This window comes from Haloechinothrix halophila YIM 93223 (genome assembly GCF_000504245.1).
In the GTDB taxonomy this organism is placed as follows: domain Bacteria; phylum Actinomycetota; class Actinomycetes; order Mycobacteriales; family Pseudonocardiaceae; genus Haloechinothrix_A; species Haloechinothrix_A halophila.
Genome location: NZ_KI632509.1, coordinates 4,930,975 through 4,956,527 on the forward strand (window position 1 = coordinate 4,930,975; position 25,553 = coordinate 4,956,527).

The following is a 25,553-nucleotide window of genomic DNA, read 5'->3' on the forward strand; positions in this document are numbered from 1 at the left end:
CAACGGCGGCTGGCGGTGCTGCTGTGTGCGATGGCTGTCCTGTTCGCCGCAGGCGCGGTCGTGGGGGTGCCCGACGCGCACGCGCAGCAGGATGATCCGTGCGCCGTGCCGAACCCGCCGGTGCCGTGCCTGCCGCACGAGCAGCCCGATGCCGGCACCGTGCCGGAGATCGACACCGGTCTCGACACCCCCGGCGGCGAGGACACTGATGTCGGTCGTGGCGAGCGCGAGGTCGACGTCGACACCGAGGCTGAGGATTGCGGCACGTTCGACGTGGCGTGCAAGGTAGGCCGCGCGATCGACGCGTGGTTCACCGATCTGGTCGTCGGCGCGATGCGGCCGGTGATGGACCTGATCGGCCAGACCACCCTGGCCACCCCCGATGTGACCGGCAACGCCGAGATCGCCGATCTGCACCGGATCACCCGGTGGGTGGCGAACTCGCTGTTCGTGCTGTTCGTCATCGCCGGCGGGTTCGTCGTCGCCTCCCACGAGACCCTGCAGACCCGTTACGCGCTGCGCGAGATCCTGCCCCGCCTGCTGGTCGCGTTCCTCGCGGTCAACGTCAGCCTGTCGCTCACCGGCACGGCCATCACCGGGATCAACGCCGTCACCGCTGCGGTGTTGGCCGGTGATGGCGACGTCTCGGCCGGGATGGCGGCCGAGCTGACCCGCCAGCTCGAGCGGGGCGGGATCTTCATGATCCTGGTCGCGCTCGTGGTGCTGGTGCTCGCGCTGATCCTGCTGGCGATCTACGTGATCCGGGTGGCGCTGACCATCATCGTGGTGGTGGCCGCGCCACTGGCACTGGTCTGCCACGCCTCCCCCTACAGCGAGGGCATCGCGAAACTCTGGTGGCGCGCGCTGATCGCGGTGCTGTCGATCCAGCTGTTGCAGGCGATCACGCTGCTGGTGTTCATCACCGTGTTCTTCGACCAGGGCACCTCCGCCCCCACCACCAGCGGCCTGCTCGGCGTCTCGGGCGGGCTGATGAACCTCGTGGTCTCCGCGGTGGTGCTGTTCATCCTGATCAAGATCCCGGTGTGGGTGTTGCGGCAGGTCGGTCTGTCCGGCCGGTCGGCCATCGCCGGCATCGTCAAGTACGCCCTGATCGCCAAGGGCATGGCCGCGGTGGGTATCACCCGCCACGGCCACGCCGGCCAAAGCGGGCGCGGCGTGCCAGGACGTGGTGGGGCCGCGGGCAGCCGCCCGTCCGGCGGAGGTCCCCGGCCCACCCGCGCCGGTGGGGGTGCCCGCCCCACCGGCGGGAGTCGTGGTGGCCAGGGCGGCGGCACGAATCGCTCCGGTGCCCGCGGCGGCGGTTCCGGTCCGCGCGGCGCGGCACGCACGTCCCGCCCGACCGCAGGCGGCATGACACCGCAGCGGGCGTCGACGGGGCAGGGTTCGCCGGCGCGGCGTGCGCGGGAGGCCGCGACGCGCGGCTGGTCGCCTCCGCGCGGCACCGGCCACACCTCGTCCGACACCCGAACGCCGCCGCGACGCGGATCCGCGTCGCGGTCTCCCACCCTGCCGACGTCAACGCCGCGCACCGGGCCAACCAGCCCGGTGCCCACCCGGCCAGCGCCGCCGATCGAGGCGACTCCCGCCGGTCGTGGCCTGCCGGTCACGTCCAGTCCGGGAGGACCTGCTCCGCGCGCCCGCCCCTCGCCCGGCGTCCAACCGGCGGCGCGGCAACGGCAGGGCAACCGGGTGATGCCTCGCACGGCGAGCGAGCAGAGGCCACGGCCAGCAACGAGGTCCCGCGAGAGGAAGCGAGGTGGTAGGGATGTCCAGTCGTCGTGACGAGCAGGACCCGGTGAGTGTGCGGGTGCCGGCCGACGTGGAACGCCCCGACGAGGTGGTGTTCGGGCTGACCGCCCGGCAGCTCGGAATCGCCGCGACGGTCGCGCTCACGCTGTGGGGGCTGTATCAGGCCACCGCGCCAGTGATCGGACCGCTGCTGTTCGTCGCGTTCGCGGTCCCGGTCGCCGGGGCCACGCTGGCGCTGCTGGTGGTGCGCCGCGACGGGCTGGGCTTGGACGCGTGGCTGGTCGCCGCGCTGCGGCAGCACCGCGCCCCGCGGCGGCTGGTACCCGCCGAGACCGCCGATACCGAACGCGGACTGCCCGAGGCGCCACGCTGGGTCGCCGCCCAGACCGGCCCGTTGCCCGCCCCCCTCACCCTGCCCGCCACCGCGATCAGCGACACCGGGCAGGTCGATCTCAGCGACGACGGCGTGGCCGGGTTGGCGGCCTGCTCCACCGTGAACTTCGGACTGCGCACCCCGGCAGAGCAGCACTCGTTGATCGCCGGGTTCGCGCGGTGGCTGCACAGCCTCACCGGACCCGCGCAGATCGTGGTCCGCGCCGATCGACTCGACCTCGACGACTACCTGGACACGCTGCGGACCGACGCACCCGGGCTGCCGCACCCCGCGCTGGAGGCCGCGTGCCTGGCGCATGCCGAGCACCTGCACCGGCTGGCGGGCGAGACCGACCTGCTGCGCCGCCACGTCACGGTCGTGCTCCGCGAACCTCCGAGCAAGGGCGGGCGCGAGGCCGCCGCCGCGACGGTGGCACGCCGTGCCGCCGACACCGGCCGCGCCCTGGGCACGTGCGAGATCACCGCCCGACCGTTGGACGGCGCCGGCGCACACGCGGTCATCTCGGCCGCCGCCGACCCCCACGGTCGGCATCCCACACCTGCGCGCGCCGCGTCCGGGCCGGTCACCGCCACCAACGAACTCACCGCCGCGCTCACCGATTCCGCCACCGACCCGACCCCAGGGAGGTAGGACATGCCCCCCGCACCGCTGATCCGCGCGGCCCGCCGCCTGCTGCGCCGACCCACCACCCACCAAGGCGGAAACCGCCCCGACAACCCCGCGGGGCTCGCGGTGGGTGGGCCGGACGCGGTGGAGGTGCACGCGCGGCGGCTGCGCCTGGGCGACGGGTGGGCCGCCACCCTGATCGTGACCGGCTACCCGGCCGAAGTCGGACCGGGCTGGCTGGAGCCACTGCTGTGCTATCCCGGGCGGCTCGACGTCGCTCTGCACATCGACCCGGTGCCGCCCGCGGTGGCGGCCCGCAAACTGCGCACCCAACAGGGCCGGTTGGAGTCGGCCCGCCGCGGCCGCGCTGACAAAGGCCGACTGGACGACCCCGAGCTGGACGCCGCCGCCGCCGACGCCGCCGACATGGCCACCGCGCTCGCGCGCGGCGAATCGAAGCTGTTTCGCCTCGGCCTCTACCTCACCGTGCACGCCGCCACCCGCGACGAACTCGACGACGAGGTCGAGCACGTCACCGCGCTGGCGTCCTCACTGCTGCTGACCGCGCAGCCGGCGTCGTTTCGGTCGCTGCAGGGCTGGATCTCCACCCTCCCGCTCGGCGTTGACCTGCTGCGGGTGCGGCGCAGCATGGACACCCCCGCGCTCGCCGCAGCCTTCCCGTTCACCAGCCCGGACCTGCCCGCCGACCCCGCCCCGCACGCCGAACTGTCCGGCCGCCTCTACGGCGTCAACGCCACCTCCACCGGTCTGGTGCTGTGGGACCGGTGGGCCTGCGACAACTACAACTCCGTCACCCTGGCCCGCTCCGGCGCCGGCAAGTCGTACTTCACCAAACTCGAAGCGCTGCGCTCGCTGTACCCGGACGCGACCACCGCGGCCGGAGGCGAAAGCGTGCAGGTGTTCATCATCGACCCCGAACACGAATACGCCCGCCTCGCCGAGGCCGTCGGCGGCACCTATCTGCGACTCGGCGCGCCCGGCGTGCGACTCAACCCCTTCGACCTGCCCACCGGCGCGGCCGAGATCCCGGACGCGTTGACCCGCCGCAGCCTGTTCGCCCACACCCTGATCGCGGTGCTGCACGGCGAGGCCCTCACGCCCGGGGAACGTGCCGTGCTCGACCGCGCCGTCACCGCCACCTACACCAGCGCGGGAATCACCAGCGACCCCCGCACCTGGACCCGACCCGCTCCCCAGCTCGCCGACCTCACCCGAACCCTCCAACAGGATCCCGATGGCGCGGAGTTGGCCGCGCGCCTGGCCCCGTATGCCACCGGCTCCTACTCCGGCCTGTTCGACGGCCCCACCACCCACCCCATCGACTCACACCTGGTCGCGATCAGCCTGCGCGACCTGCCCGACGAGCTCACAAGCGTCGGCACCCTGATCGCGCTGGACGCGGTATGGCGGCGCGTGCTCGACCCCCGAGCGCGGCGGCGCCGCCTGGTCGTAGTGGACGAGGCTTGGCTGCTCATGCAGCAACCCGAAGGGGCACGGTTCCTCTACCGGATGGCCAAAGCCGCCCGCAAACACTGGGCCGGGCTGGCGTTCGTGTCCCAGGACCCCGCCGACGTGCTCGCCACCGACCTCGGCCAAGCCATCGCCGCCAACGCCGCCACCCAGGTGCTGCTGCGGCAAGCGCCGCAGGCCATCGACACCGTCGCCGAGGCATTCGGCCTCTCCGACGGCGAACGCGGCTACCTCTTGGCCGCCAATCCCGGGGACGCGCTGCTGCTATCCGGCACCACCCGCGTGGCGTTCCACACCCTCGCCTCACCCAGCGAGGACATCGCGATCACCACCGACCCCGCCCAACTCGCCGCACTCGACACCAACAGCGACACCGAACCATGACAACCACCACGCCCCCGCCCTCGCCTCTGCCGAATCCGCCGGTGCCGTCGGTCCCGGTGTACGAGCCACCCGAACCCTCCGACCTGCCCAGCCTTCCCAGGCTGCCTGGATTCGGTGAGCTGGCCGACACCGGCCACGCGTGGGTCGAGACCGTGCTGGCGCACGCGCCCGCGGCGGTCGCGATCACCACGGCCATGGGCGCCGTGCTGCTGGTGCGGCCGATGCTGGCGCGACGTGCCCGGGGTGCCCGCCACGCCGGGGCGCGGATGGTGACGGTGCTCGCCCCGGCCGGTCTCGACCCCGTCGACGCCCTGGCCGGGGGCCTGCGGTTGTGGCGCGACCTCACCGGAACCGCCCCACCCGCATGGCGGCGCGCCCTGTTCGGCCCGCCCCCGCACCTCGGTGTGGAGTACCGGCTGACGGCAGGCGCCGAGCCGGCGGTGCGGGTGTGGATCCCCGGCGAGATCGACACCCACCGGGTCGCCAGCGCGATCCGCGCGGCCTGGCCCGGCGCGCAAGCCATCCCGGACCCGCCCGGGCAGCCCGACACCACACTCCCGGCCGGGACCATCACCGGCGGCATGGTGCGCCCGGTGCGCGGCGCACTGCTGCCGCTGCGGCTGCCCGACCCCCGGGCCGGGGAGGATCCACTGCGCGCCCTGGAAGCGCTGGCGGGCACGCTCCGCGCCAGCGAGCACGTGATGGTGCAGATCCTCGCCCGCCCAGTCGTCGGCCGCAGGCTGCGTCGCTACCGCGCCGCGCTGGCCCGCATCCAGGCCGGCCGTCCCGCTCGCCCCTCGCTGGCCCTCGGGGCGGTGACGGGGTTGGTGCGGGCTGCGCTTGCCCTGCTCACCCCCGCCCGACGCACCACCACGTCCCACCACTACGGGCGCAGGCCGGGGCCGGATCCGTTGCGTACCGAGCGGCTCGCCGCGATGCGCCGCAAAGCCGACGAACCGATGTGGGAGGTCGCGCTGCGCTACGCGGCAGCCACCACCAACACCGGGCGCGGCGCCCGTGACCGCGTCCGCGGGCTCGCCGACGCCACCTTCGCCTGCTTCGCGCTGCTGTCCGGCCCGCACAACGCGCTCGCCCGCCACCGGCTACCGCACCCTTCTCGAGCGCTGTCGGCGCGGGCGATGCGGCGCGGCGCGCTGCTGTCGGCGACCGAACTCGCCGCGCTTGCCCACCTGCCGTCGCGTACCCCAGGCCTGGGCGAGCCCACTGCCCGTCGTATCCCCGCGCCGCCCGACATCCCCGAACCCTGAAACCATGCGGAAGGGACAGCTCGTGACGCCTACCCGCAGCGATCAGCAGACCCCGCGTCGGCTGGCGTTGACCCCCGTCGACGACCCCGCACGCCGCGCGGTCAAACCGCTCGGCGTCACCGACGCCGGACCGCCCCGCCCCGTGGGGTTACCGGTGGTCGACGCCCGCCACCACCTCCACGTCGCCGGCACCACCGGCAAGGGCAAAACCACCCTGCTGCTGCGGCTCGCGCTCGCCGACATCGACGCCGGGCGCGGCTGTGCGGTCATCGAACCCCGTGGCGATCTCATCCGCGACCTGCTCGACCGCATCCCGGCCCACGCCGCCGGACGGATCGTGCTCATCGATCCCGACGAGACCCACGCCCCACCCTCCCTCAACGTGCTCAACCCCAGCGGCACCGGAGCCGACGCCGAGACCCGCGCGGAGCATCTCGTGTCCACCCTGCACCGCCTGTACTCGGCGTGGTGGGGACCCCGCGTCGAAGACACCCTGCGCGCGGCCACGCTCACCCTCGCCGCCCAGCCGGACGCGACCCTGGCCGACATCCCGACGCTGCTGACCAACCGCGACCACCGCGCCCGAGCCACCCGCGCCATCCGGCGCGCCGACCCCGCCGGGATCGGCGCGTTCTGGGACGCCTTCGACACCCTCACCCCGAACCAGGCCGCCGCCGCGGTCGGGCCGGTGCTGTCCAAACTCCGCGCCCTGACCACCCGCCGGTTCGTCGCCGACCTCTTCGGCACCGCCACCAGTTCCTTCCACCCCGCCGACATCCTCGACGGCGGCATCCTGCTCGCCCGCCTCCCCAAAGGCCAACTCGGCGAGGACTGCGCCCAACTCGTCGGCTCCCTGCTCGTCGCCGCGCTCTGGCAAGCCACCACCGCGCGCGCCGCCCGCCCCGAACCCACCCGGGCCGATGCGACCATCCTCATCGACGAGGCGCAGAACTTCCTGCACCTGCCGACACCGCTAGGTGACGCGCTGGCAGAATCCCGCGGCTACCACGTCGCCTGGGCACTCGCGCACCAACACCTCGACCAGCTCACCCCCGCGCTGCGCGCCGCGTTGGACGCCAACGCCCGCAACAAGCTGTTCTTCGGCATCAGCCCCGCCGACGCTCGCCACCTCGCCGGCCACGTCGCGCCCCACCTCGACGCCGACGACCTCACCCACCTCGCCCGCTACCAAGCCGCCACCCGCCTGACCATCGACAACCGCGACCGGCCCGCCTTCACCCTGCGCACCCTGCCCGCCCCGCCCCCGATCCGGGGGCGCGGCGAAGCGCTGCGGGCCGCCGCCCACCGCCACGGCATCCCCGCGGACCAGCGCCGCCAAGCCAGCCAGCGCCGCCGCTTCACCCCACCCACACCCTCGCCGGGCTGGGGCCGCGACGAGGAGATCCAGCCATGACCACCCGCAGCGCCCACCGGCGGGGACACCGGCCCGCCACCCCCACCGACGCGCTCGTCCTGCTCGGCCGCCTCACCCGCCGCGACCGGACCCTGCTCGAACTGCTCGCCGAACACCAGGTCCTGACCACCGAACAGATCGCCGCGCTGCTGTTCCCCAACCTCGACGCCGCCCGCCACCGCCTCGTCACCCTGTGGCGCTACCACGCCCTGGAACGGTTCCGCCGCCCCGGCCTCGACGGCCGCATGACCGGCTGGCGCTACACCCTCGGCCCCGCCGGAGCCACCGTGCTCGCCCACATGCGCGCCACCGACAGCCCCCGACCCAACCGCGTACGCGCCCGCGCCGCCCGACTGGCCGCCCACCCCCACCTCGACCACCTCCTCGGCACCCACGACGTCGTCATCGCCCTCGCTCGCCACGCCCACCACCACCCCGACTATCAACTCGCCACATGGCTCGGCGAAGCCTCCGCCACCGCCGCCTGCGGACGGCTCGCCCGACCCGACGCGCTCGGCGTCTGGACCCACCACACCAGCCGGATCGTGTTCTGCCTCGAACACGACACCGGCACCGAACCCCTCACCCGCGTCGCCGCGAAACTCACCGGCTACGCCGACCTCGCCGACGCCGGCGGCCCCCACCTCACCAGCAACCCCAACGGTGAGGATCCCGGTCACGTCGGACCGTTCACCGTGCTCATCCACCTACACTCCCCAGCCCGCGAAGCCGCGCTGCACAGACTGCTCGCCACCAGCCCCCACACGCCCCGGCGCGGCGAGCCCTGGCAACTCGCCACCAGCCACACCGACCACCCCGACGGGCCTGCCGGACCTGCATGGCTGCCCGCCGCAGGAGGGCCGCGCCGCGACCTCGCTCACCTGGACGCCCGATGACCCCCGCCGCAAAACTCGCCGCCGGAGCCACCGCCGCCGTGCTCGTGCTGCCGCTTCTGTTGCTCTCCGCCGCACTCGGCGCGCTCACCGGCGCCACACCCCACCGCAGCGCCCCCTCAGACGCCGCGCTGGCCGACATCCCGCCCGACTACCTCGACCACTACACCCACGCCGCCACCGTCTGCCCCGGCCTCGACTGGACCATCCTCGCCGCCATCGGCGCCATTGAATCCGACCACGGCCGCAGCACCCTGCCCGGCGTCCACAATGGCCACAACGGCGTCCTCGGGTCGGACGGGGCGCGCGGTCCCCTCCAGTTCTTACCCGCGACCTTCGCCGACGTGCGACGCGAACACCCCGACGTCGGACCCGACATCTACGATCCAGCAAACGCCGCGCTTGCCGCAGCTTGGTACCTCTGCGACTCAGGCGCCCGCAGCAGCCGCGACTTACGCGGCGCCATCTTCACCTACAACCGCGCCGACTGGTACGTCAACACAGTCCTCGCCCAGGCAACCGCCTACCGCTCCTCCTACTCCGGCGGCGGAGACTGCGACGCCATCCAAGCCCCGACACCCGCCACACGGACGGCGATCGCATACGCCTGCCAGCAGATCGGCCTGCCCTACCTCTGGGGCGGCGACGGCCCCGACGCCGGGGACACCGGATTCGACTGCAGCGGTCTCACCACCGCCGCCTACAACACCGCTGGAGTCTCCCTGCCCCGCACCGCCCACACCCAGTACCACCACGGCCCCCGCGTACCCGCCGGAGAACCACTCCAGCCCGGCGACCTCGTGTTCTACGGCAACCCCAACACCAAGGGGACTGCCCCGGGTTCGGTTGACTCCTTAGCTGTGAGGATTCGTCCTCATTGGAAGGATGATCGCTATGCCGAAGCCGTTCCCTGCCGAGTTCCGTCGTGACGTCGTCGCCGTGGCTCGCAAGCGCGAAGCGCCGATGCGCCAGATCGCCAAGGACTTCGGGATTTCCGAGTCCTGTCTGAACCGCTGGTTGCAGCAGGCCGATGTCGAGGACGGTGTCCGTCCCGGTGCTACGAAGGAAGAGTCGGCCGAGTTGCGGGAGTTGAAGAAGCGCAACCGGGTCCTGGAGCAGGAGAATGAGATCCTGCGGCGGGCGGCGGCGTTCTTCGCCAAAGACATCGCCCCAAAATGATGTACCCGCTGGTCCGTGACCTGGCCGCCGAGGACATCCCCGTGGCGGTGACCTGCCGGGTGCTTGGGTTCTCCAAGCAGGCGTTCTACAAGTGGCGTGCCAACCCCGTCTCGCAGCGGGACTGGGAGGACGCCCACTTGATCAACACCGCGATCGACGTCCACGAGGATGATCCAGCGTTCGGGTATCGGTTCATCGCCGACGAGCTGGCCGCCCTCGGGCACGTGGCCGGGGAGAACCGGGTGGCCCGGTTGTGTTCGCTGCAGCGGATCTACTCGGTCTTCAGCAAGAAGCGCGGGCTGAACCGCACGGCCGGACCGCCGGTACACGACGACCTGGTCGAGCGTGATTTCACCGCGGCAGCGCCGAACGTCTTGTGGCTGACCGACATCACCGAACACCCCACCGGCGAGGGCAAGCTGTACCTCTGTGCGATCAAGGACGTGTTCTCCAACCGGATCGTCGGCTACTCCATGGACTCGCGCATGAAGGCCTCCCTCGCGGTAGCCGCGCTGCGCAACGCCGTCGCCCTCCGCAGCCCGGCCGGGACGATCGTCCACTCCGACAGAGGCAGTCAATTTCGGTCCCGAAAGTTCGTCCGTGCCTTACACGAGTACGGCCTTGTCGGGTCGATGGGGCGGGTCGGAGCCTGCGGTGACAACGCCGCGATGGAGTCCTTCTTCGCGCTGCTGCAGCGCAACGTCCTGGACCGGCAACGCTGGGCCACCCGCGACCAGCTGCGCCTGGCCATCGTCACCTGGATTGAACGCACCTACCACCGTCGACGCCGGCAACGCCGACTCGGCAGAATGACCCCCGTAGAGATCGAGTTGCTGTTCCACGAACCGGTCGCACTCGCGGCTTGAACCACCCAACCCGCGAGTCAACCGAAGTCAGGGCAGTCCCAAGATCCACCACGTCGGCCTCTACATCGGCGACGGCAAGATGATCCACGCACCAACCTTCAACGACGTCGTCAGAATCGCCCCATACCGATGGTCGGGAGACCAATACGCCGGAGCAACGCGACCGGCTAACAATTGATCTTTAGAGTATGGACTTCCCAATCCAGCCGTTGATCAAGCCTCCTGTGCAGGCGGCCAGGGTACCGCCCCGGTAGAGCGGCGCATCGCGGCCAGCTGTCGCGGCGCCGTGAAGGTCGCGGATAGACATCGGATGGCCTTGTGTGTGCGGGCCGTGGGGCGGATCATGCAGTTTCGGTGGCGCGCTCGCGTAGCACGTTCAGAATGTCGGTCCCGTAGCGCGCCTTGATGCGATGCTGGGTGCCCCTCTGCATCTCCCTGATGAACTTCGCCACCTTTGTGGCTTCGTCGAACTCACCGCCTGCCGCGAAAAAGGCGCGCAGCCAGGTGCCCGCATCGAGCGGATAGCCAGCTGCGGTAAACACGCGCAGAAGCTGCACGACGGCACTCTTGCCGTTGCCGCTCGACAGCCCGTTGTACTGCTCACCTACCCAGCACTTCGCGGCCTCAAGTTGCACGACGTCTGGTGCTTCGAATGCAGACCCTGTGTGCAGGTTCATGGCGCCGATCCCGTCAAGCCAGGTGCGGACCATATCGTGCGGCGACCAAACGATGACGAACAGTCGAGCGACGGACTCCGTCGCAACGATCTCGCGCAGCAGGTCGCAATCCCGTTCCCTATAGGGATGCAGGACGATGAGCGGGCGGGTGACCGCCTTTTCGGCGCGTCGGAGCTCATTGAGGTCTGACAGGTCGATGACGTGCCGTTCATCGGCATCGTGGGCGATGTACGTCACGAACTCGCGGTCAGCGCTGTGGTCCGACTCGTACGTCTTCCGATCGGCCGTGGCGAAAACGTATGGCGGACTTCCGAGCCAGTCTCGGATCACGGCGCTCTGCTGTCGCATCGCGGTGCCGTGCTGTCCCCAATCGTCTCGGACCATGTACGCGAGTTCGGTCATGGGACGAGTCTGCCGCAAACCTCAAACGTGGTGTCCGCGGCTGGCCGTACACCGACCGCATCACCGCCACCATCAATCGCCACTCCGAGGCGAGCGGCAGTCCCAGGGCTTGCAACAAGACACCTGTCTTTGTTGTCGGGGGACTTGCTTTCAGCGGCGTATCGAGCGTCCATGGACGTGGTAGCCCGATCGACCCGGCAACGCGCCGGAGGGCTACTGCCCCCGGGGGCATGACCATCCATATCGGACACGAATGGAGTGCGTAGTCATGTCCAGCAAAAACAACTCGAAGAAGCGGCACTTGACCGCTGTGCCCGCGACCAGCGCTGGGAACCTGGCCAATCCCGGGCGGACTGCAGCCGAGATTCGGCTGTGGGAAGCGCTGATCACCCACCCGGGCAGCGGCGTGGCCGAACTCGCCGCCCATGCGGCGGTGGGCAGGTCCACGGCGGGCAAGATCCTGCCTCGGTGGCACGCCCAGGGGCTGATCAGCCGCAACGCCGGTCAACCCACGGGTGCCCGGCGCGGCCCCGACCTGTGGGCCGTCCTCGCCCCAGCGTCGGATGCCGCCACACCACGGGAGGACTCGGTCGGCGACGTGCCGAAGTCCGACGGGACCGCACCCGGCGCTACGGCCAACCGCAAGCGGCGCCTGCCCAAGGGCGCGCTGCGCGGCATGGTGGAGGACTTCCTCCGCGAGGACGACCGCGTCAGCCACGACTACACCCCGGGGGACATTGCCCGCAAGCTCGCCCGCAGTTCCGGAGCAGTCAGCAATGCCCTCGATCGTCTCGTACAGGACGGCACCGTCGTGCAGACCAGCAGCAAGCCCCGCCGGTTCCGGCTGGCCGACGAGACCAACGACACCTGACGGGGGTTCCCCACGGGACACCGTGGGAGGGGCCGCGCGGCGACCGAGCAGCCTCGTTCGCCGCGCGGCGACCACGTCCACCGGCATGGCCCCAGAAGTAGCGGGAATGCGAGACGTAGTAGCCGTATCCGGCCTCGCTGGCCAGATCAGAACGCTTGGCCGTCGAAGCCCGCCAGCGATGTTCCCCAGCGGAACCAGATCTCCTTCCGCCGCCGCGCTATCGCGAGTTGTCGTCAGCTCGGCTGAACGTAGATCTGGCGGGGACCGCTGGGTTGGCTCGAGACAAAACTGGTGAGGTACGACGGCTGGACATTCATCGTGGCGAGTTCGTCCTCGCTGAACAGACCATACGACTTCACTGGGCCGCCCGTGTCTTGCCAAGCTTCGAAACGCTCCGGGGAATCGACCAACTCCGCTCGGAAATAGCACTCGACCTTGTGCTCAGCCTTGGCGTGTTCCACGTACTCGGAGACGGCAACCACGTCCCCGACCGACACGGTCAGGCCGGTTTCCTCACGCACCTCGCGCGCGACGCAATCCGGCAGCGTCTCTCCAGGTTCGAGACGGCCACCCGGCGTGTACCAGTAGTCCGCACCATGGGTGACGAGCAGCAACTTGTCCTCGTGCGAGACGATCGCTCGGACCGCGACCGTGGCCCGCATAGCTGTCACCGGCTTCCATTCCTTCCGTAGTGTCAGCACATCGGCACACCAGTACGGATGATCTCATCGGTCAGGTCCGGGAAGCCGTCGAGGGCTTCCCGGACGAGCGTGACAGTCGCTGCACCAGCCTGTGCGCGGCTACGCTGTACAGCTTCCCGACGTGGTAAGGACGGCGTCGGGTTGGCGTGGGGCCTCGCAGATCGAGTGCAGCAGGGTGTCGGTGTTCATGGCGTCACCATGCGTGTGTTGTGCCCAGCTGGTTCGGCGAGCTCGGGCTGGTCGGCGAGGGTGGCGGTGTAGCGGTGTGCGCCGTCGCCGATGTGCCCGATGGCGGCGATCGCGGTGACGGTGCGTCCGGTGTGACGGTGCACGGTGTCGGCGATGGCGTCGCGGTAGGTGCGGTCGTGGGCGGGCAGGGTGTACTCGGTGTAGCGGCCGGGATGGTGCACGATCGACACCTGGAACCGCTGGTCGATGATCTCGGCGATGACGTGCACCCGCTCCGGCTCGGCGGGTGTGGTTCCGGGTGGGTCGTCTCCGTGCCAGTGGGTGTAGTTCCCGGCGGTGATCTCCACGCGCCCGTGGTGGAAGCGGATGATCCAGTCGCTCGCGGTGGAGTCGGGCCAGGGCCACGGCCATCCGTCGCGGGGGTGATGGGCGGTGCCGCGTTGTTCGTCGTCCCAGACGTCGAGGAGGTCGGTCACGGCGTCGGCGAAGGTGAAGGGGTCGGTGGCGGTCAGCGCGAGCCGCCCGGGTGGCACGGTGGGCAGGTGGCGCGGGTCGGCGTCGGTGGCCAGGGAGCCGAGCCAGCGGTCGTGGTTGTAGAAGTCGGTGCGGGTACTCATGGTCGGTCCCTCCTCCTCGGTGTGTCGGGTGTGGACGGTCAGGCCGTGTGTCCTCGGCGGTGCCGGGTGGCCGGGCAGCGGGCGGCGTGGGCGGGATCGTGGTTGAACTCGGCCGGGTGCGGGGGTTCGGTGTCGTCGGCGATGGCGTCGAGGTAGCGGCCGAGCGCGGGCGGGTCGGACGCGTCGGCCAGCGGGACGGGGCGATCGCATCCCGGGCAGGGCCCGAGGATCAGGTAGTAGCCGTCGGTGCCGGGCAGGGGCAGGAAGGTGAAGTACTGGCCGTTGTCGGTGATGGTGATCAGGAAGCCGCGCCAGGTTCCATAGCAGCGGTCGGGGTCGTCGGTCACGATGACGTCGATGGCGTCGAGGCCGTGGGCGTCGGCGAAGTCGTGCGCGAGGGCGCGGCGGTGTGCGGTGCGGCGGTGGTCGGCGGCGCGTGTGTCGAATTCGGGGTCGACGTGGCGGGCGATGTGGGCGGCGCGCACGGCGCGGCCGACCAGGCTTGTGTCGCGTCGCGCACCGGTCGGCGGGCTCACGGTGGGGTCTGCGGTCGGTTCGGTGGTGGTCATCGCGACCACCCCAGGGCTTCGGAGATCTCGCCGGGCAGGTACCGGACCTGGTCGCCCTGGGTGAGCCACACCGTGGCCGGTTGGTCGGGATCGAGGTCGGTGTCGGGTGCGAGCAGCACCGCGCCGAAGGTGTATTCGAACGGCCAGCTCGGCTGGTGTGCGTAGCGGACGGGGGTGTCTGGGTCGTAGCCTTCCAGCAGCTCGGCGAGTTGGCCGACGGTTTCGATGGTCACGTCTTGTCGCTCCTTGCGAGATGTCGGGCGCGGCGTGATCAGGTGGGCGGCGGTCCTATTGGGCAGTCGCTCCGGTGGCGGGCGTGCGCGGCGCGGCGTGTCCACTCTGGCCAGTCTGTGTGGCGGTCGGCGAAGCCATCGGGGTCGCGGTGGTGATCGAGGGCCCGTAGGGCGCGGTCGGCCAGCGGCAGCGCGACCCCGGCGGCGGTGGTGACGGGTGGGGTGGTCATGGTGATCAGCTCCGTTCGTTGGGGTCTAGCGCCAGCCGAGGGCGCGGGAGGCGATGCCGGGCAGGTAGCCGACCTGGTGGCCTTCGGCCAGCCACACGACCGGGTCGGGAGGTGGGGTGTCGTCGTCGACGTCGTCGGGGTCGAAGTCGAAGATGTCGGGCGTGCGCGTGACCGTGCCGACGGTGTACTCGAACGGCCAGCTGGGCTGCTGCGCGATCCGGACCGGGGTGTCGGGCTCGTAGGCCTCCAGCGCCTCGATCAGTTCGCCGACGGTGTCGATATTCATGATCAGGTTCTCCTTCGGGTAGTGGTTTGGTTGGCGAGTCGTGCTAGGCGGTCAGGATCGCTGTGGCGCGTCCGATCAGGAGGTCGGTGATGCTGCCGAGTTCCGCGCGAGCATCAACCGCCGTGCCGGGTAAGGCGGTTTCGTAGAACCAGGCAGCGGTCGGCTCGGTGGCCAGGTGGGTCCAGGTCATGCTGTCGGCGAGTACCTCGGCGACCGCGACGCTTTGCTGCGGGTAAAAGTCGCGCCGGACACGGATGCGCACGCGGCGCTCGCCGATCTTGACGATGCGGTCGTAGCTGTAGCGGTGCCGGTCGGCGTCGGCGCATTCGTCCAGTTCGCGGTGGGTGGTGGTCATCATCGGTTCCGGTCCTTCCCTTCGGGTTCGGCTGGTCTTCGGCCCGCCGGGGGTGGCGTGGGCTTGCGTGTCGCGTCCCGGGGATTAGGGCGCTGAGGTCGAGTCACGAGGTGGGCTGGAGGTCGCGTCGCAACGCGGCGTCGAAGGCGTGCCACACCGGAGCGGGCAGGTCGGGCAGCGTGCCGTCGCGCCGCAGCGCGCGGTAGGCGTCGGCGACCCAGCGGCGTGGGCAGGCGGTCAACGGCTGCGCCGTTTCGACCTCACGCGCCAGGATCGGCTGCACGGCACGGCCCGGCTCGTCTGGCCCGCCGCGCCCCGGGAACCACACCAGCACGTCGCCGGAGTCGCCGTTCCACGTCTCGAACACCACACCCCGACAGGCGCGGGCCAGGGGTTGGCCGCCGGACCAAGGGCGAGCGGTGATCGCGCTGCCGGGACGTGCGGTGGTCGTGGTGTGGGTGGTCATGGTGATCAGCTCCGTTCATAGGGTTGCTAGCCGCGCTTTCTCTCACGGCATGGCTGGGACCGGGCGGAGAGCTAGGTGGGCGGTGGGGGCTGCGGCCCGGCAGAAGTCGTGAAGCAGCTGGGGCAGCGCGACGCGGTGGTCGATGGCCCAGGTCTGGTAGCACTGCGGGCACATCGTTTCGCAGTGGTCGCATTCGGCTGGGTTGTAGTGGAAATCCACGGGTTCCCATGGGTCGTCGCTCGGGAATTCTTTGAGCTGCACGTGAGCGGTGGTCGTGGCGTTCGTGATCATCGTGTGGTTCTCCCATTCGTTCGGTAGGGCATAGCTCACGCCGGGCACGGAATTGCGGGGGGTTCGTTTCCGGCGTTTCCGGTGACATTTCCAAGGTAGCTCGACGGGGGGTGAAGTCAACCCGCTGCGCGACTTTTCCCGCACCTTTTTTCGCGATCGCGCGACCGTCCCGAAAGGCGGGTAGTAGCGCGGATTTCCGTGCGAACCTCGGAGGGAGCGGGGCGCACGCCCGAGGCCTCGGCGCGGCCCGCCGGTGCGTCCTGCCCCGAGGCCCCGGACGCAGCCGACAGTCCCAATCGGCCTATCCCCACCCCTTTCCACCCGGACGGCCAGGCTGCCTGTCGTGGCAGTCTGGCTCGGCCGACGGCCTCATAGGACAACCTGTGACCTGGTGATTTGGCCGCTTCCTGCGAGTGGTCGGTTCCCCGGGCTTAGCCGGGGGGTCGTCGGGGGGCTTCTCGGTGGGGTGCTCGGGGGCCTGTTTGACGCGAAGTGACGCGGCCGGTGAGCGGGTTCCTGCGGCCTGGTTCCCGGTTGGTGATGTGTGCCGAACGGAGATCGGGTAAATCAATCACCAACACGGTATGCCCACCGACGGCCAGGGGTGTGTCGCCGCTAGGGATAGGTGGGTCACGGGCTAAAGGGCACCGAACGCGCCTTTGCATTTTCTGGGTGGGGTTTCCGCTTTTCGGTTCTAGGTTCATCGAACCATTCCTTTGAATAATTGGGAAGCCGATCCATTGGTGTTGTTTCCGGCTGAGATGAGTCGTTCGGTTTCCGGGCTGGGTTCGAGGTCGATGTCGGCGAGGCGGGCGCGCAGTTGCCGGTAGGTGGCGCGGGCGGCGTCGTGGTGGCTCAGGCGCAGTCGTAGGGCGATGACACGGCGGTGGAGGTCTTCGGCGTAGGGGTCCCACGCGGTGATGGCGTCCAGCGCGGTGAGCGCGGTGTCGGGGTCGTCGTCGGTGATGGTGTCGACCAGCGTCGTGAGCGTGGTGATGGTGCGGGTCCGCCAGGTGTCGGCGACGCGCTCGGCCCAGTCATAGGTTTCGCCGTCCAGGGGCGGGCCGTCCCGGCAGAACTCGGCGGCCCGCAGCAGCGCCTCCCGGACCGCGCCGGTGGACTCGGTGTCCTCGCCAGATCGGTGGGCGGAGCGCAGGACGGCCTCGAGCTCCACAATGTCGGAGCCGACCTGCTCGGGGTCGAGGTGGTAGCGGCCGTCGGTGGTGATCACGAAGGCGGTGTTCAGGCCGGTGGCGGCGCGCAGCGCCCGGCGAGCGTGGGAGATCGCCGAGTACAGGTGGTTGCGTTGCTTGTCGGGATCGGCACCGGGCAACAGGTCCTCGGCCATGGTCTCGGCGCGGACTCCGCGCTGGTGGCAGGCGAGGTAGGCCAGGGCTTCGCGGGCGGCGGAGCGCAATCCCGAGATCGGGGCGGGCTTGTGACTGGCGTGGCTGTCCACGGTGACGCCGCCGAGCATCCGCACCACGATCACCGGCTCCACATCGGACACCGCGCAGGGCGGGCGCGCGGGATAGGTGGTATCGGTGGCCGGTTCGTCCGACGCGACCGGGGCGCTCCCGATCACTTCGGGTGTGGGGTCGCGGCGTGTCGCGTCAAGCAGCCGGGCGATCTCGGCCGTTTCGTCGGTGGTCAGGGTGTCGAGTCGGGTTCCGGTGAGCGGATCGGTGGCGTTGTCGTGGCCGGTGGCGGCGCCTTGGGCGTCGACGGTGAGGTGGACGTCGGTGTCGCCGGTGAGCAGCAGCGCGTGGATGCCCAGGCTGCGGCCAAGTTCGCAGAGCGCGCTCCAACGAGGCAGCGTGGCGGGATCGGGTGTCGCGCAGGCGATGATCTGGGGCAGGTCCTCGCTGGGGTCGGCGTCGCGGTAGGCAGCGATCTCCACTTGCCGCTCGCCGCCAAGCATGTCTTCGGGCGGGTCATCGACGGTGGTGTCGCGCTCGGCGAGGAGCCGGAGTCGGCGGGCGATCTCGGCTTCCAACCACCGCAGCACCATGGATTCTTCACTGGCGATTGCGCCGGGCAGCTGGGTGGCGGCTTCCTCGAGCGGAATGGCGGCTTCGGTGAGGGCGTGCAGGGTGTCGGTGCCGGCGATCCGCACGAGGGCGGGGTGCAGTGTGTCGGCGGTCGCGACCGTGGCCAAGATCGCGCGTGCGGCGGCGGGCGCTCCGGCACCGGTGAGGCCGAGCCCGGCCACGTCGGCCAGCCGAACCCTGACCGTGCCTCGCGGGGCGTGTCCGGTGACGACGACGTCCGGGGGCGGCCACACCCGCCGACGTTCCCCTACACCGATCGGTCCTGCGGCCGGGGTGCTGGTGTCGTCCGCGCCGTCGATCTCATCCGGGTCGTCTCCGTCATCGCCGCGGTCGTCCTCGTGGTTGTGAGCGTGGTGGGCGGCGCGGACCAGGGCTGCGACGGTGGGGCCGGCCGGTTGCGCCACCTGCGGGCTGATCGCGGAGGTGCGGGCGCGGGTGCGGCGGCGTGACAGGAGCAGCAGGGTGGCGATGGCGGCGGCCAGTGACAGGCTCACGATCGCGCCGGAGGGCAGCGTCACCGTCTCTGGACCGCTGTCGGGTGGTGTGTCGTCACCGTTGGGTGACGCGGACGTCTGTTCGGGAGGAGAGGTCGGGGCGCGGTCGAGCTGGCTGGTGGGTGTGGGGTTCGGGTCGGGCGGTGTCGGCAACGCTTCGGGCTTCTGTGTCCGTCGGTCCAACTCGGGTGGAGCTTGGGGGTCGGGCGGCTCGGGCGTGTCTGCGGTCCGATCGTCGCTGGCCTCGGTGCCTGTTGGGATGCGGAGCGTCCAGCCGGGCAGGATCGTGTCGGGATCGACGAGAGCCCGGCCGTCGGGCTGCGGCACCCGGTGGTTGGCGTCGAAGATCGCGCGCCACTGCTCGGGGTCGCCGAGTTCGCGGGCGGCGATGGCGCTGAGGGTGTCACCGGCTCGGACGGTGACGGTGCCCTCGTCGGCACAGGACGTGGAGCGGGCAGGGTCGGGAAGGTTGGTGGCGTCCGGCGGCAGCAGCAGAGACCAGCCGACCTGGAGGCGGTCCGGGCCGCCGGCGGTGAGGCGGTCGCGGTTGAGGGTGACGATGTCGGTGTAGCGGCGACCGTCGCCGAGGTGTCGTTCGGCCAGGCCCCACAAGGTGTCGCCGCCGACGACCCACACCGTCGGACAGTCCGCCGTGTCGCTGGCCGGTTCAGCGATCGGGATTCCACCGGGAGTCGCCTGCGGTACGGCGACGGTTACCCCGCTGTCGGGGAGGGTGCCGACGTCGGGGCGCGGGGGCTTGTGCGGCGCGGTCGCCACCACCTGCTCACCCGGTGTGTGCGCGGCGGCGGGGCTGGTGGCGCCGAGCAGGATGATCGCGGTGACGAGTCCGGCGATCCATCGCCTCGGCGGTACGGCGGCGCAGCGCTCGCGGGCCGCGGCGGCACCGTTGCGGACCTGATAGGTGAACTCGGAGATGGTCATCCACACGAACCCGAGCCACGCGACCCAGCCGAACAGGATCAGCGCGAGGATGACGAAATCGCCGGTGTCGATGGCCCACCGCAGGCGATGCCAGAGGAACTCAGGCACCTCGGCCACGGGTGGCCAGGGATCCGCTGGCAGCAAGCGGCGCGGGTCTGCGTCCAGCACGGTCAGCATCGCCGCGGGCACTCCCACGACGATCACACCCAGCGCGGTGAGCGCGCCGAGGCCGCGGGCAATCCGGTTCAGAGTTGTCATCGGCCGGCTCCAGGCGGTTGGGCGACACCGAGCCGAGCAGTCGCGGTGCCGGTGGCGTGGTGCGTGGGACCGCCGAGGCCGATCGCGGCCGGCACGGTGACGCTCACCGACACGGTGACGGTGTCCGGACCGGTAACGCTGACTCGTCCGGTGTGTCCGGCCTGGGCAAGGTAAGAGCGGGCGGCGGCGACCGCGGCGTTGGTGTCGATGGTGACGGTGGCGCCGCGGGTGTCCAGCGCGGTCTGCGCGGCACGGGCGGCCTCGGCGGCGACGGCGTCGGCACGGCTGATCGCCCTCAGCTGTCCCGCACCGTCCACGACGAGCGCGATCATCAGCAGCAACGCGGGCACCAGGACCGCGACCATCACCGACACCGAGCCGTCGTCGCCGCCCGCGTAGCGGGGTGTGTGGGTGCGTGTCATGAGCCACCCGTCCTAAATGGATCGAGCGGGCTGGCGAAGGTGGCCGCCAGTTGCTTACCGCCTCCGAAAGGCAGGGCGAGATCGGCCAGGGGCACAGTGCATCGCACCGTCACCCTGACGAGTCCAAGCGTGCCGGGACGGGCACCGAACTCGCTGGCATCGACGGTGACGCTGCTGGTCGCGCAGCGGATGTTTCGTTGGGCCAGCATCCGGTTCGCGGTGGACGTCGCGGCGACGGTAGCGGCAGAGGCGGTCCGCGCGAGAGAGGCGTCCCGCGCGGCGGCAGCAGCGGCGTGGTCGAGTGCTTGCTGGGCGGCGTGCAGGCGCCCAGCGGCGACGACGAGCAGCCCGACCAGCAGCACGACGGGCACCAGGATCGCCAGCTGGACGCTGACCGACCCGCCCTCGCGGCACTCCCGACAGCTCATGGCGCGCCCCCGGCATCGCTGGTCCAGCGCTCGACCGGGGCTGCGGCCCCAGCGGTGAGGCGCAAGGTGACGCCCGGGAGGGGCAGTACGCGCGGCGCGGTACCGGTGACCGTCACCAACACCCGCTCGGCACCTCGGTTGACGCGAACCGCCGGCGCGGTGATGACGTTGCGGCCTGCGCGGTTGAGGAAGGAGCTGGCGGCGGCGTGCGCGTCGGCTGGGGTGGCGTACAGCACCCGCCCGGCGTTCACCCCAGCTTGGGCGGACTCGGCGAGCACGTTGTGGGCATGCCACAGCATCCCGGCCTGCACGATCGCCAGGATCAGCAGCAGAGCGAGAGGGAACAGGATCGCCATCGAGACCGTCTCGGCACCGGTGTCGCCGAGATGACGCGACCGACCGCCACGTGTTCGGGGCATCGCCGCACCTGTGACGCCGGGCTACGGGGTGATCTGGGTTTGGTAGGAATTGACGACAGCGGTGATCGCGGCGGCCAGCCCGACCGCGAGGCCGAGGGCGACGGCGACGATGACCGCTTTCTCCACCGTCTCGGAGCCGCGGTCGCCGCTGGCGCGGGCCTGCCGCCAGCGGCCCTCCAGCCGACCGGGCAGGCTCACGCAGGCCAGAGCGAGCAGCGCCAGAGCGTGCCGGGTCCGCGCCGCGACGGTGTCACTACGGTGTGGTGTCCACATTGGTGTTCTCCCAACATTCGGTGTTCTTCTTCTCTTGCGTCAGGTGGCGTCGAGCAGCCGGATCACCGCCGGGTACAGCACGAGCAGCAACAGCCCGACCAGCAGCAGGGTCACGGGCACGGTGAGACGTTGGCTGGCGGCGTTGGCGGCGGCCTTGTCGGCGGACAGCGTGGCGCGACGCAGCCCGGCCGCCTTCGCGGTCAGGGAGGTGTAGACGGCGGCGCCGTCGGCGGCGGTGGCGGCGATATCGGCCACGTCGGCCAGCTCCGGCACCCGCATCCGGTTCGCGAGCTCGATGAGCGCGTCCCACGGGGGCTGTCCAGCGTGCTGGGCGCGGATCAGCGTGGCCCGTAGGCGACGAAACGGCCACGCCTCGGATATCGACGCGGCATCAACGAGCGCGGGACCCGCAGCGGCACCGGCGGCGCGTTCCTGCGCGACGAGGTCGAGGTAGGCGGCGATGGCCTGGCGAAACTGCGCACGGCGGGTGCGGGCGGTCTCGGTGACGTCGAGTACCGGCACCGCCGAACCGACCGCGGCCCCCGCCACAACCGCCACCGGGGCCAGCAGAACGGGCGGACCGAGGCCGCCCGCCGTGGCCACCACGAGAAGCACCGCGGCCGTCGCGGCGCCAGCGGCGGCCCACGCCAGGCGCCGCGCCACATACCCGGTCGGGGTGATCTCGCAGGCATCGAGGTCGGTGGTGGGGATGCCCCACCACCGGTTGGTCGTGCGCGTGGCACGCGCCGCGAGCGGGACGAGGAGCTTCTCCCATCGCCCCGGCACCTCGGTGTCAGGGTCGGCGAGCGGGCGGGTGTGGGCGTCGAGGCGGGCGAGCGCGGCGGGCAGGTGCAGCGGCGCCGGGCGCGCCACCGCAACGATCGCCAGCGTGAGCGCGAGCCCGAACGCCACGCCCGGCAGAGTCGCGACCAGCGGTATCACCGTGATCCCCTCCCTCCGGCGCCCAAGAGCCGCAACCGTGGGCGCGGGGTGGAGAGCAGGTGCATCCACCAGCACGCCAGTCCCATCAGCACCACGATCGCGGCCATCACCAGCTGGCCCAACAGGCCGCTGAACGGTGCCAGGAAGTCGCGCGCGAACAGCAGCAGGCCCGCCAGTACGACGCCGGTGATGGTGACGACGAGGCGGGTGTCGGTGCGGGGCTTAGCGCGGTCGGCCTCCACGTCGCGGCGGGCGGCGACCTCCGCCGCCAGAGCGTCGGCCTTGGCGTCGAGGACGTCGAGCAGTCCGCGTCCGCCAGCGCGGGCGCGCAGGATCAGCGCGGCGACGACCTCGTCTGCCGCGGGGTCGCCCACCTCGTCGGCGAACACCCGCAGCGCTGGATCCAGTCCGCGGGTGCGGACCCGCACCGCCAGGGCGCTCACCTCGGTCGCGATCGCCTCCGGCGGAGTCCGCGCCGTCGAGGTGATCGCGGACTCCAGGCCGCCAGCGCCGGAGGCGAGCACGTCGGCCACCCTGCGCACCCACGACGACAATCCCTCAAGCCGGGCGATCGCCGTCTGGGTGTCGCGTTGCGCCAGCAGTGGCGGAAGCGCCACGACACCCGCGGCCACCGCAACGGCCATCACGGGCCACCCGGTCACGGCCAAAACCACAATCCCCGCTCCCGCGGCGGCACCGGCCCGCGCGAGCCTGGCGCGGTCGCGGAGCGTCCGCCACAGCACCGGCAGCCGGGGCCAGTAGGAGACAGCATGGGGTCGTGGTGGACGCACGGCGAGCACGGCGCAGCCGATCCCGGCCGCGATCAGCACGCCGGGCAGCGCCCGCACCATCACGTCGGTCACGGCGCTCATGGCCCCGCCTCCCCACCTGCGGTCGTCAGGCGGGCGGCGTCGAACCCGTGCGCGGCCAGCCGAGCCGCCAGCTCGGCGCCCGGGGTGAACACCGGCTTCGCGGGAAGCCCGGGTGCTGCCCTGCTGTACAGGCGGGTGGTGTCGGGTGTGCCGGCATCGCCGACCGGGCCGACGGAGAGAACCTCGCTGACGTAGCGGCGGCGCCGGCGACGACCATGTGGATCGGTGTCGTCGATCTTCACGACGTGCACGATCAGGTCGATCGCCGAGGCGGTCCATGCAGAGGCGGCCTCAACGGACAGCGGCGGGTGGGCGAGCATGCCGAGGCTGGCGATGCGGTCGAACACCACGTCGGCGGAGCGGGCGTGCAGGGTGCACATCCCGCCCGCGGCACCGTTGCCCAACGCCCGTAGCATCGCGGTGATCTCGCCGCCACGCACCTCGCCGACGATCACGCGTTTCGGGGAGTGCCGCAGCGCCTGCTTCAGCTGGTCGTCCAGAGTGATCTCGCCGACTCCCTCGGCGTTGGCCAGCCGCGACTCCATCGCGGTCACCGGCTCCAACCCGGTGTTGAGGTGCAGGCCGAGTTCATACTCGTCTTCCACTGTGATCACATGTTCCCCGGCGGGGATCTCCAGGCACAGCACCCGCAGTAGGGTCGTCTTGCCCGCTCCCGGGCCACCGGTGACGAGGATGTTGCAGCCCGCCCGCACGGCGGCCGACAACAACTCGGCCAGCGTCTCATCGACCGTGTCCATCGCCACCAGATCGGCCAGCCGGATACCGCCAAGGCGGTGGCGGCGGATCGCGACCGTCGGCCACGGCACGATCTCGCACAACGCGGCCAGCCGCGACCCCAACGGGCCACCAGCCGGGAGCCGTAGGTTCCCGATCGGATGTGCCGGGGAGAACTCGCGAGCAGTCTGGCCCATCCGTGCGAAGATCCCCGCCAGCATCTCCACCAGAACGGCATCGGAGTCGGCGACCGGATATGGCCAGCGCTGCATGCTGCCATCAGCCAACTCGAGGAACACCCGGTCATGCCCGTGGACGTGGATGTTCTCCACGTCGTCGCGCTCCAACAGCTCCTCCAGGGCGCCCAGCCCTGCCAGCGACGCGGCCACCGCCCGCACCAGCGCCTGCTCCGCCTCGACTGACGGGGGCGGAACACCCGCCTCAGCCTGCCGACGGACCCAGTCGGCGACTTCCTGCGCGACGTAATGCTCGGTGCGGCGGCGTTCCTCCGTGGCGGACAGCGACGTACCCGCCTGTTCGTCGGCACGGGTCGCGCGCTCCACCCGCACCGCCACCGCACCTCGAATCTCGGCCACCACGCGCGGGTCCGGCATCCCCGCATCGGACCCGTTCTGACCGTTGCTGTTGCCGTTGCGGTGTGCGCCGTTGCCACCCGCAGGCTGGGTGGGCGCGAAGGCGCGGTCGCTCCATGGACGCGTCATCGAAGCATCTCCTTCGGCGTGGGCACGTCCGCGCGTGCGGGCGCCGCGTCCAGCGGCGCTGGTGGGGGCCGCAGATTCAGCGTGGTCTGTAGATGCGCAGCGGCGCTACGCGCCGCCACCACCAGCGGTGCGCGCGACAGCGGTTCACCGGCGCGGTCCCCGTCGGCGAACACCGCCGCGGTGCGCGCATCGTGCGGCAGCTCCACTGCCACGGGGAGACCCAGGGCGCGGCGGACGTCACGGGCACCCACCGTGCTGCTCGCCACCGCCGCCATGGCCAGCGTGCCCGGCTCGACACGACTCGACAGGACCGGCAGCAGCGGGCGGGTCGCCACTACCTGCCGCGGTACGGGCCGCACACCCACCAGCACCCGGTCAGCGATCGCGAACAAGGGTCGCGGTGTAGCCGGACTGTGCCTTCCGACATCGATCAGCACGTCCCACCCGCCAGTGGCCGAGGCGTCGCCCAACGCTTGGGCCACGCGCCGCCAGCCGCCGTCGCCGACCGAGGTGTGCTGGGCGGGTCCGGACAGCCCCGCGAGTAGGCGCGCGTGAGGCGCGACGGGAACCTGCTGCACATGCGGCGCAAGCAGCGCGGCCTCCCCGACCGAGGCGTGGCGGGTGTCGGTCGCGAAGCTCAGCACACCGCGGCCGGTGTCGAGGCGGTTGTCGAACAGCCAATGCCCCAACCAGCCCGCGGCGAGATCCCCACCGGCGGGGTCGCAGTCGGCCAGCAGCACGCGGCGCGGCCACGCGTACGCCAACGCCGCCAGCGACGCCGACACCCCGGGCGAGCATTTCGCCGACACCATCACGATCACCGCCACCGGTCTCGCACCTCCT

The 25,553-nt window shown here is 71.3% G+C and carries 28 protein-coding genes; 10 read left to right on the plus strand and 18 right to left on the minus strand.

What is annotated here, in order from left to right:
- Positions 1 to 30 precede the first annotated feature (30 nt).
- The 9 genes from AMYHA_RS22475 (at position 31) to AMYHA_RS27220 (ending at position 10,443) form a co-directional block, all read left to right on the plus strand.
- Positions 31 to 1,803 (plus strand): hypothetical protein, encoded by a 1,773-nt coding sequence (locus tag AMYHA_RS22475; RefSeq protein WP_157362323.1) that lies wholly within the window; start codon positions 31 to 33, stop codon positions 1,801 to 1,803.
- Positions 1,787 to 2,794 (plus strand): PrgI family protein, encoded by a 1,008-nt coding sequence (locus tag AMYHA_RS22480; RefSeq protein WP_051400195.1) that lies wholly within the window; start codon positions 1,787 to 1,789, stop codon positions 2,792 to 2,794. Before AMYHA_RS22475 ends, AMYHA_RS22480 begins: the two co-directional genes overlap by 17 nt.
- Positions 2,795 to 2,797: 3 nt before the next feature.
- Positions 2,798 to 4,645 carry a VirB4 family type IV secretion system protein gene (locus tag AMYHA_RS22485; RefSeq protein ID WP_034274332.1) on the plus strand — a complete coding sequence of 616 codons (1,848 nt, stop codon included), beginning with the start codon at positions 2,798 to 2,800 and terminating at the stop codon, positions 4,643 to 4,645.
- A gap of 56 nt (positions 4,646 to 4,701) precedes the next feature.
- A complete protein-coding gene (locus AMYHA_RS22490; protein ID WP_157362325.1) occupies positions 4,702 to 5,913 on the plus strand; it encodes a hypothetical protein in 1,212 nt (403 codons plus the stop codon).
- A gap of 4 nt (positions 5,914 to 5,917) precedes the next feature.
- The gene (locus AMYHA_RS22495) at positions 5,918 to 7,327 is read left to right on the plus strand and encodes a type IV secretory system conjugative DNA transfer family protein (protein ID WP_157362327.1); all 1,410 of its coding nucleotides are present in this window, start codon (positions 5,918 to 5,920) and stop codon (positions 7,325 to 7,327) included.
- Entirely contained in the window at positions 7,324 to 8,223 is a 900-nt protein-coding gene (locus AMYHA_RS26050; protein ID WP_051400197.1) for a replication-relaxation family protein, read from the plus strand. Before AMYHA_RS22495 ends, AMYHA_RS26050 begins: the two co-directional genes overlap by 4 nt.
- Positions 8,220 to 9,149: a C40 family peptidase gene (locus AMYHA_RS22505; protein WP_034274337.1), complete on the plus strand. Its 930-nt coding sequence runs from the start codon at positions 8,220 to 8,222 to the stop codon at positions 9,147 to 9,149. Before AMYHA_RS26050 ends, AMYHA_RS22505 begins: the two co-directional genes overlap by 4 nt.
- A protein-coding gene (locus tag AMYHA_RS22515) for an IS3 family transposase (RefSeq protein WP_157361777.1) occupies positions 9,115 to 10,265 on the plus strand; the annotation gives its coding sequence in 2 pieces (ribosomal slippage) (positions 9,115 to 9,385 and positions 9,385 to 10,265; 1,152 coding nt in all). The genes AMYHA_RS22505 and AMYHA_RS22515 overlap by 35 nt, the downstream gene beginning before the upstream one ends.
- Before the next feature lie 43 nt (positions 10,266 to 10,308).
- On the plus strand, positions 10,309 to 10,443 hold the full coding sequence (locus tag AMYHA_RS27220; RefSeq protein WP_157362600.1) for an NlpC/P60 family protein: 135 nt from the start codon (positions 10,309 to 10,311) through the stop codon (positions 10,441 to 10,443).
- A 163-nt stretch (positions 10,444 to 10,606) separates the two neighbouring features.
- Here AMYHA_RS27220 and AMYHA_RS22520 read toward each other — a convergent pair whose 3' ends face one another.
- Entirely contained in the window at positions 10,607 to 11,344 is a 738-nt protein-coding gene (locus AMYHA_RS22520) for a hypothetical protein (RefSeq protein ID WP_034274339.1), read from the minus strand.
- A 268-nt stretch (positions 11,345 to 11,612) separates the two neighbouring features.
- Between AMYHA_RS22520 and AMYHA_RS22525 the strand changes: the two genes are divergently transcribed.
- Positions 11,613 to 12,215 (plus strand): MarR family transcriptional regulator, encoded by a 603-nt coding sequence (locus AMYHA_RS22525; RefSeq protein ID WP_034274341.1) that lies wholly within the window; start codon positions 11,613 to 11,615, stop codon positions 12,213 to 12,215.
- A 233-nt stretch (positions 12,216 to 12,448) separates the two neighbouring features.
- Here AMYHA_RS22525 and AMYHA_RS22530 read toward each other — a convergent pair whose 3' ends face one another.
- The 17 genes from AMYHA_RS22530 to AMYHA_RS22610 form a co-directional block, all read right to left on the minus strand.
- Positions 12,449 to 12,877 (minus strand): NUDIX domain-containing protein, encoded by a 429-nt coding sequence (locus tag AMYHA_RS22530; RefSeq protein WP_051400198.1) that lies wholly within the window; start codon positions 12,875 to 12,877, stop codon positions 12,449 to 12,451.
- Between the two features lie 224 nt (positions 12,878 to 13,101).
- Complete coding sequence (locus AMYHA_RS27660; RefSeq protein WP_196776949.1) at positions 13,102 to 13,722, minus strand: hypothetical protein; 621 nt, start codon at positions 13,720 to 13,722, stop codon at positions 13,102 to 13,104.
- A 38-nt stretch (positions 13,723 to 13,760) separates the two neighbouring features.
- Complete coding sequence (locus tag AMYHA_RS22540) at positions 13,761 to 14,291, minus strand: hypothetical protein (protein WP_157362329.1); 531 nt, start codon at positions 14,289 to 14,291, stop codon at positions 13,761 to 13,763.
- Complete coding sequence (locus AMYHA_RS22545; RefSeq protein WP_034274343.1) at positions 14,288 to 14,524, minus strand: hypothetical protein; 237 nt, start codon at positions 14,522 to 14,524, stop codon at positions 14,288 to 14,290. Before AMYHA_RS22545 ends, AMYHA_RS22540 begins: the two co-directional genes overlap by 4 nt.
- Positions 14,525 to 14,562: 38 nt before the next feature.
- The gene (locus AMYHA_RS27460) at positions 14,563 to 14,754 is read right to left on the minus strand and encodes a hypothetical protein (protein ID WP_169732878.1); all 192 of its coding nucleotides are present in this window, start codon (positions 14,752 to 14,754) and stop codon (positions 14,563 to 14,565) included.
- A 25-nt stretch (positions 14,755 to 14,779) separates the two neighbouring features.
- Entirely contained in the window at positions 14,780 to 15,040 is a 261-nt protein-coding gene (locus tag AMYHA_RS22550) for a hypothetical protein (protein WP_034274346.1), read from the minus strand.
- Between the two features lie 43 nt (positions 15,041 to 15,083).
- On the minus strand, positions 15,084 to 15,398 hold the full coding sequence (locus tag AMYHA_RS22555; RefSeq protein WP_051400200.1) for a hypothetical protein: 315 nt from the start codon (positions 15,396 to 15,398) through the stop codon (positions 15,084 to 15,086).
- Positions 15,399 to 15,498: 100 nt separating this feature from the next.
- Positions 15,499 to 15,861, minus strand: coding sequence for a hypothetical protein (locus AMYHA_RS22560; protein WP_034274349.1), 363 nt, complete (start codon positions 15,859 to 15,861; stop codon positions 15,499 to 15,501).
- Positions 15,862 to 16,852: 991 nt separating this feature from the next.
- The gene (locus AMYHA_RS22570; RefSeq protein WP_034274354.1) at positions 16,853 to 19,897 is read right to left on the minus strand and encodes a LysM peptidoglycan-binding domain-containing protein; all 3,045 of its coding nucleotides are present in this window, start codon (positions 19,895 to 19,897) and stop codon (positions 16,853 to 16,855) included.
- The gene (locus AMYHA_RS22575; RefSeq protein ID WP_034274356.1) at positions 19,894 to 20,319 is read right to left on the minus strand and encodes a pilus assembly protein TadG-related protein; all 426 of its coding nucleotides are present in this window, start codon (positions 20,317 to 20,319) and stop codon (positions 19,894 to 19,896) included. The genes AMYHA_RS22570 and AMYHA_RS22575 overlap by 4 nt, the downstream gene beginning before the upstream one ends.
- Positions 20,316 to 20,747 carry a TadE/TadG family type IV pilus assembly protein gene (locus AMYHA_RS22580; RefSeq protein ID WP_034274358.1) on the minus strand — a complete coding sequence of 144 codons (432 nt, stop codon included), beginning with the start codon at positions 20,745 to 20,747 and terminating at the stop codon, positions 20,316 to 20,318. Before AMYHA_RS22580 ends, AMYHA_RS22575 begins: the two co-directional genes overlap by 4 nt.
- Entirely contained in the window at positions 20,744 to 21,166 is a 423-nt protein-coding gene (locus tag AMYHA_RS22585) for a TadE/TadG family type IV pilus assembly protein (RefSeq protein ID WP_034274361.1), read from the minus strand. The genes AMYHA_RS22580 and AMYHA_RS22585 overlap by 4 nt, the downstream gene beginning before the upstream one ends.
- A gap of 21 nt (positions 21,167 to 21,187) precedes the next feature.
- Positions 21,188 to 21,439, minus strand: coding sequence for a hypothetical protein (locus tag AMYHA_RS22590; RefSeq protein ID WP_034274364.1), 252 nt, complete (start codon positions 21,437 to 21,439; stop codon positions 21,188 to 21,190).
- 39 nt (positions 21,440 to 21,478) lie between these two features.
- Entirely contained in the window at positions 21,479 to 22,381 is a 903-nt protein-coding gene (locus AMYHA_RS22595) for a hypothetical protein (RefSeq protein ID WP_084037443.1), read from the minus strand.
- On the minus strand, positions 22,378 to 23,253 hold the full coding sequence (locus AMYHA_RS22600; protein ID WP_034274366.1) for a type II secretion system F family protein: 876 nt from the start codon (positions 23,251 to 23,253) through the stop codon (positions 22,378 to 22,380). The genes AMYHA_RS22595 and AMYHA_RS22600 overlap by 4 nt, the downstream gene beginning before the upstream one ends.
- A complete protein-coding gene (locus AMYHA_RS22605; protein ID WP_084037444.1) occupies positions 23,250 to 24,710 on the minus strand; it encodes a CpaF family protein in 1,461 nt (486 codons plus the stop codon). The genes AMYHA_RS22600 and AMYHA_RS22605 overlap by 4 nt, the downstream gene beginning before the upstream one ends.
- Positions 24,707 to 25,537: a hypothetical protein gene (locus AMYHA_RS22610; RefSeq protein ID WP_051400201.1), complete on the minus strand. Its 831-nt coding sequence runs from the start codon at positions 25,535 to 25,537 to the stop codon at positions 24,707 to 24,709. Before AMYHA_RS22610 ends, AMYHA_RS22605 begins: the two co-directional genes overlap by 4 nt.
- Positions 25,538 to 25,553: the final 16 nt, after the last annotated feature.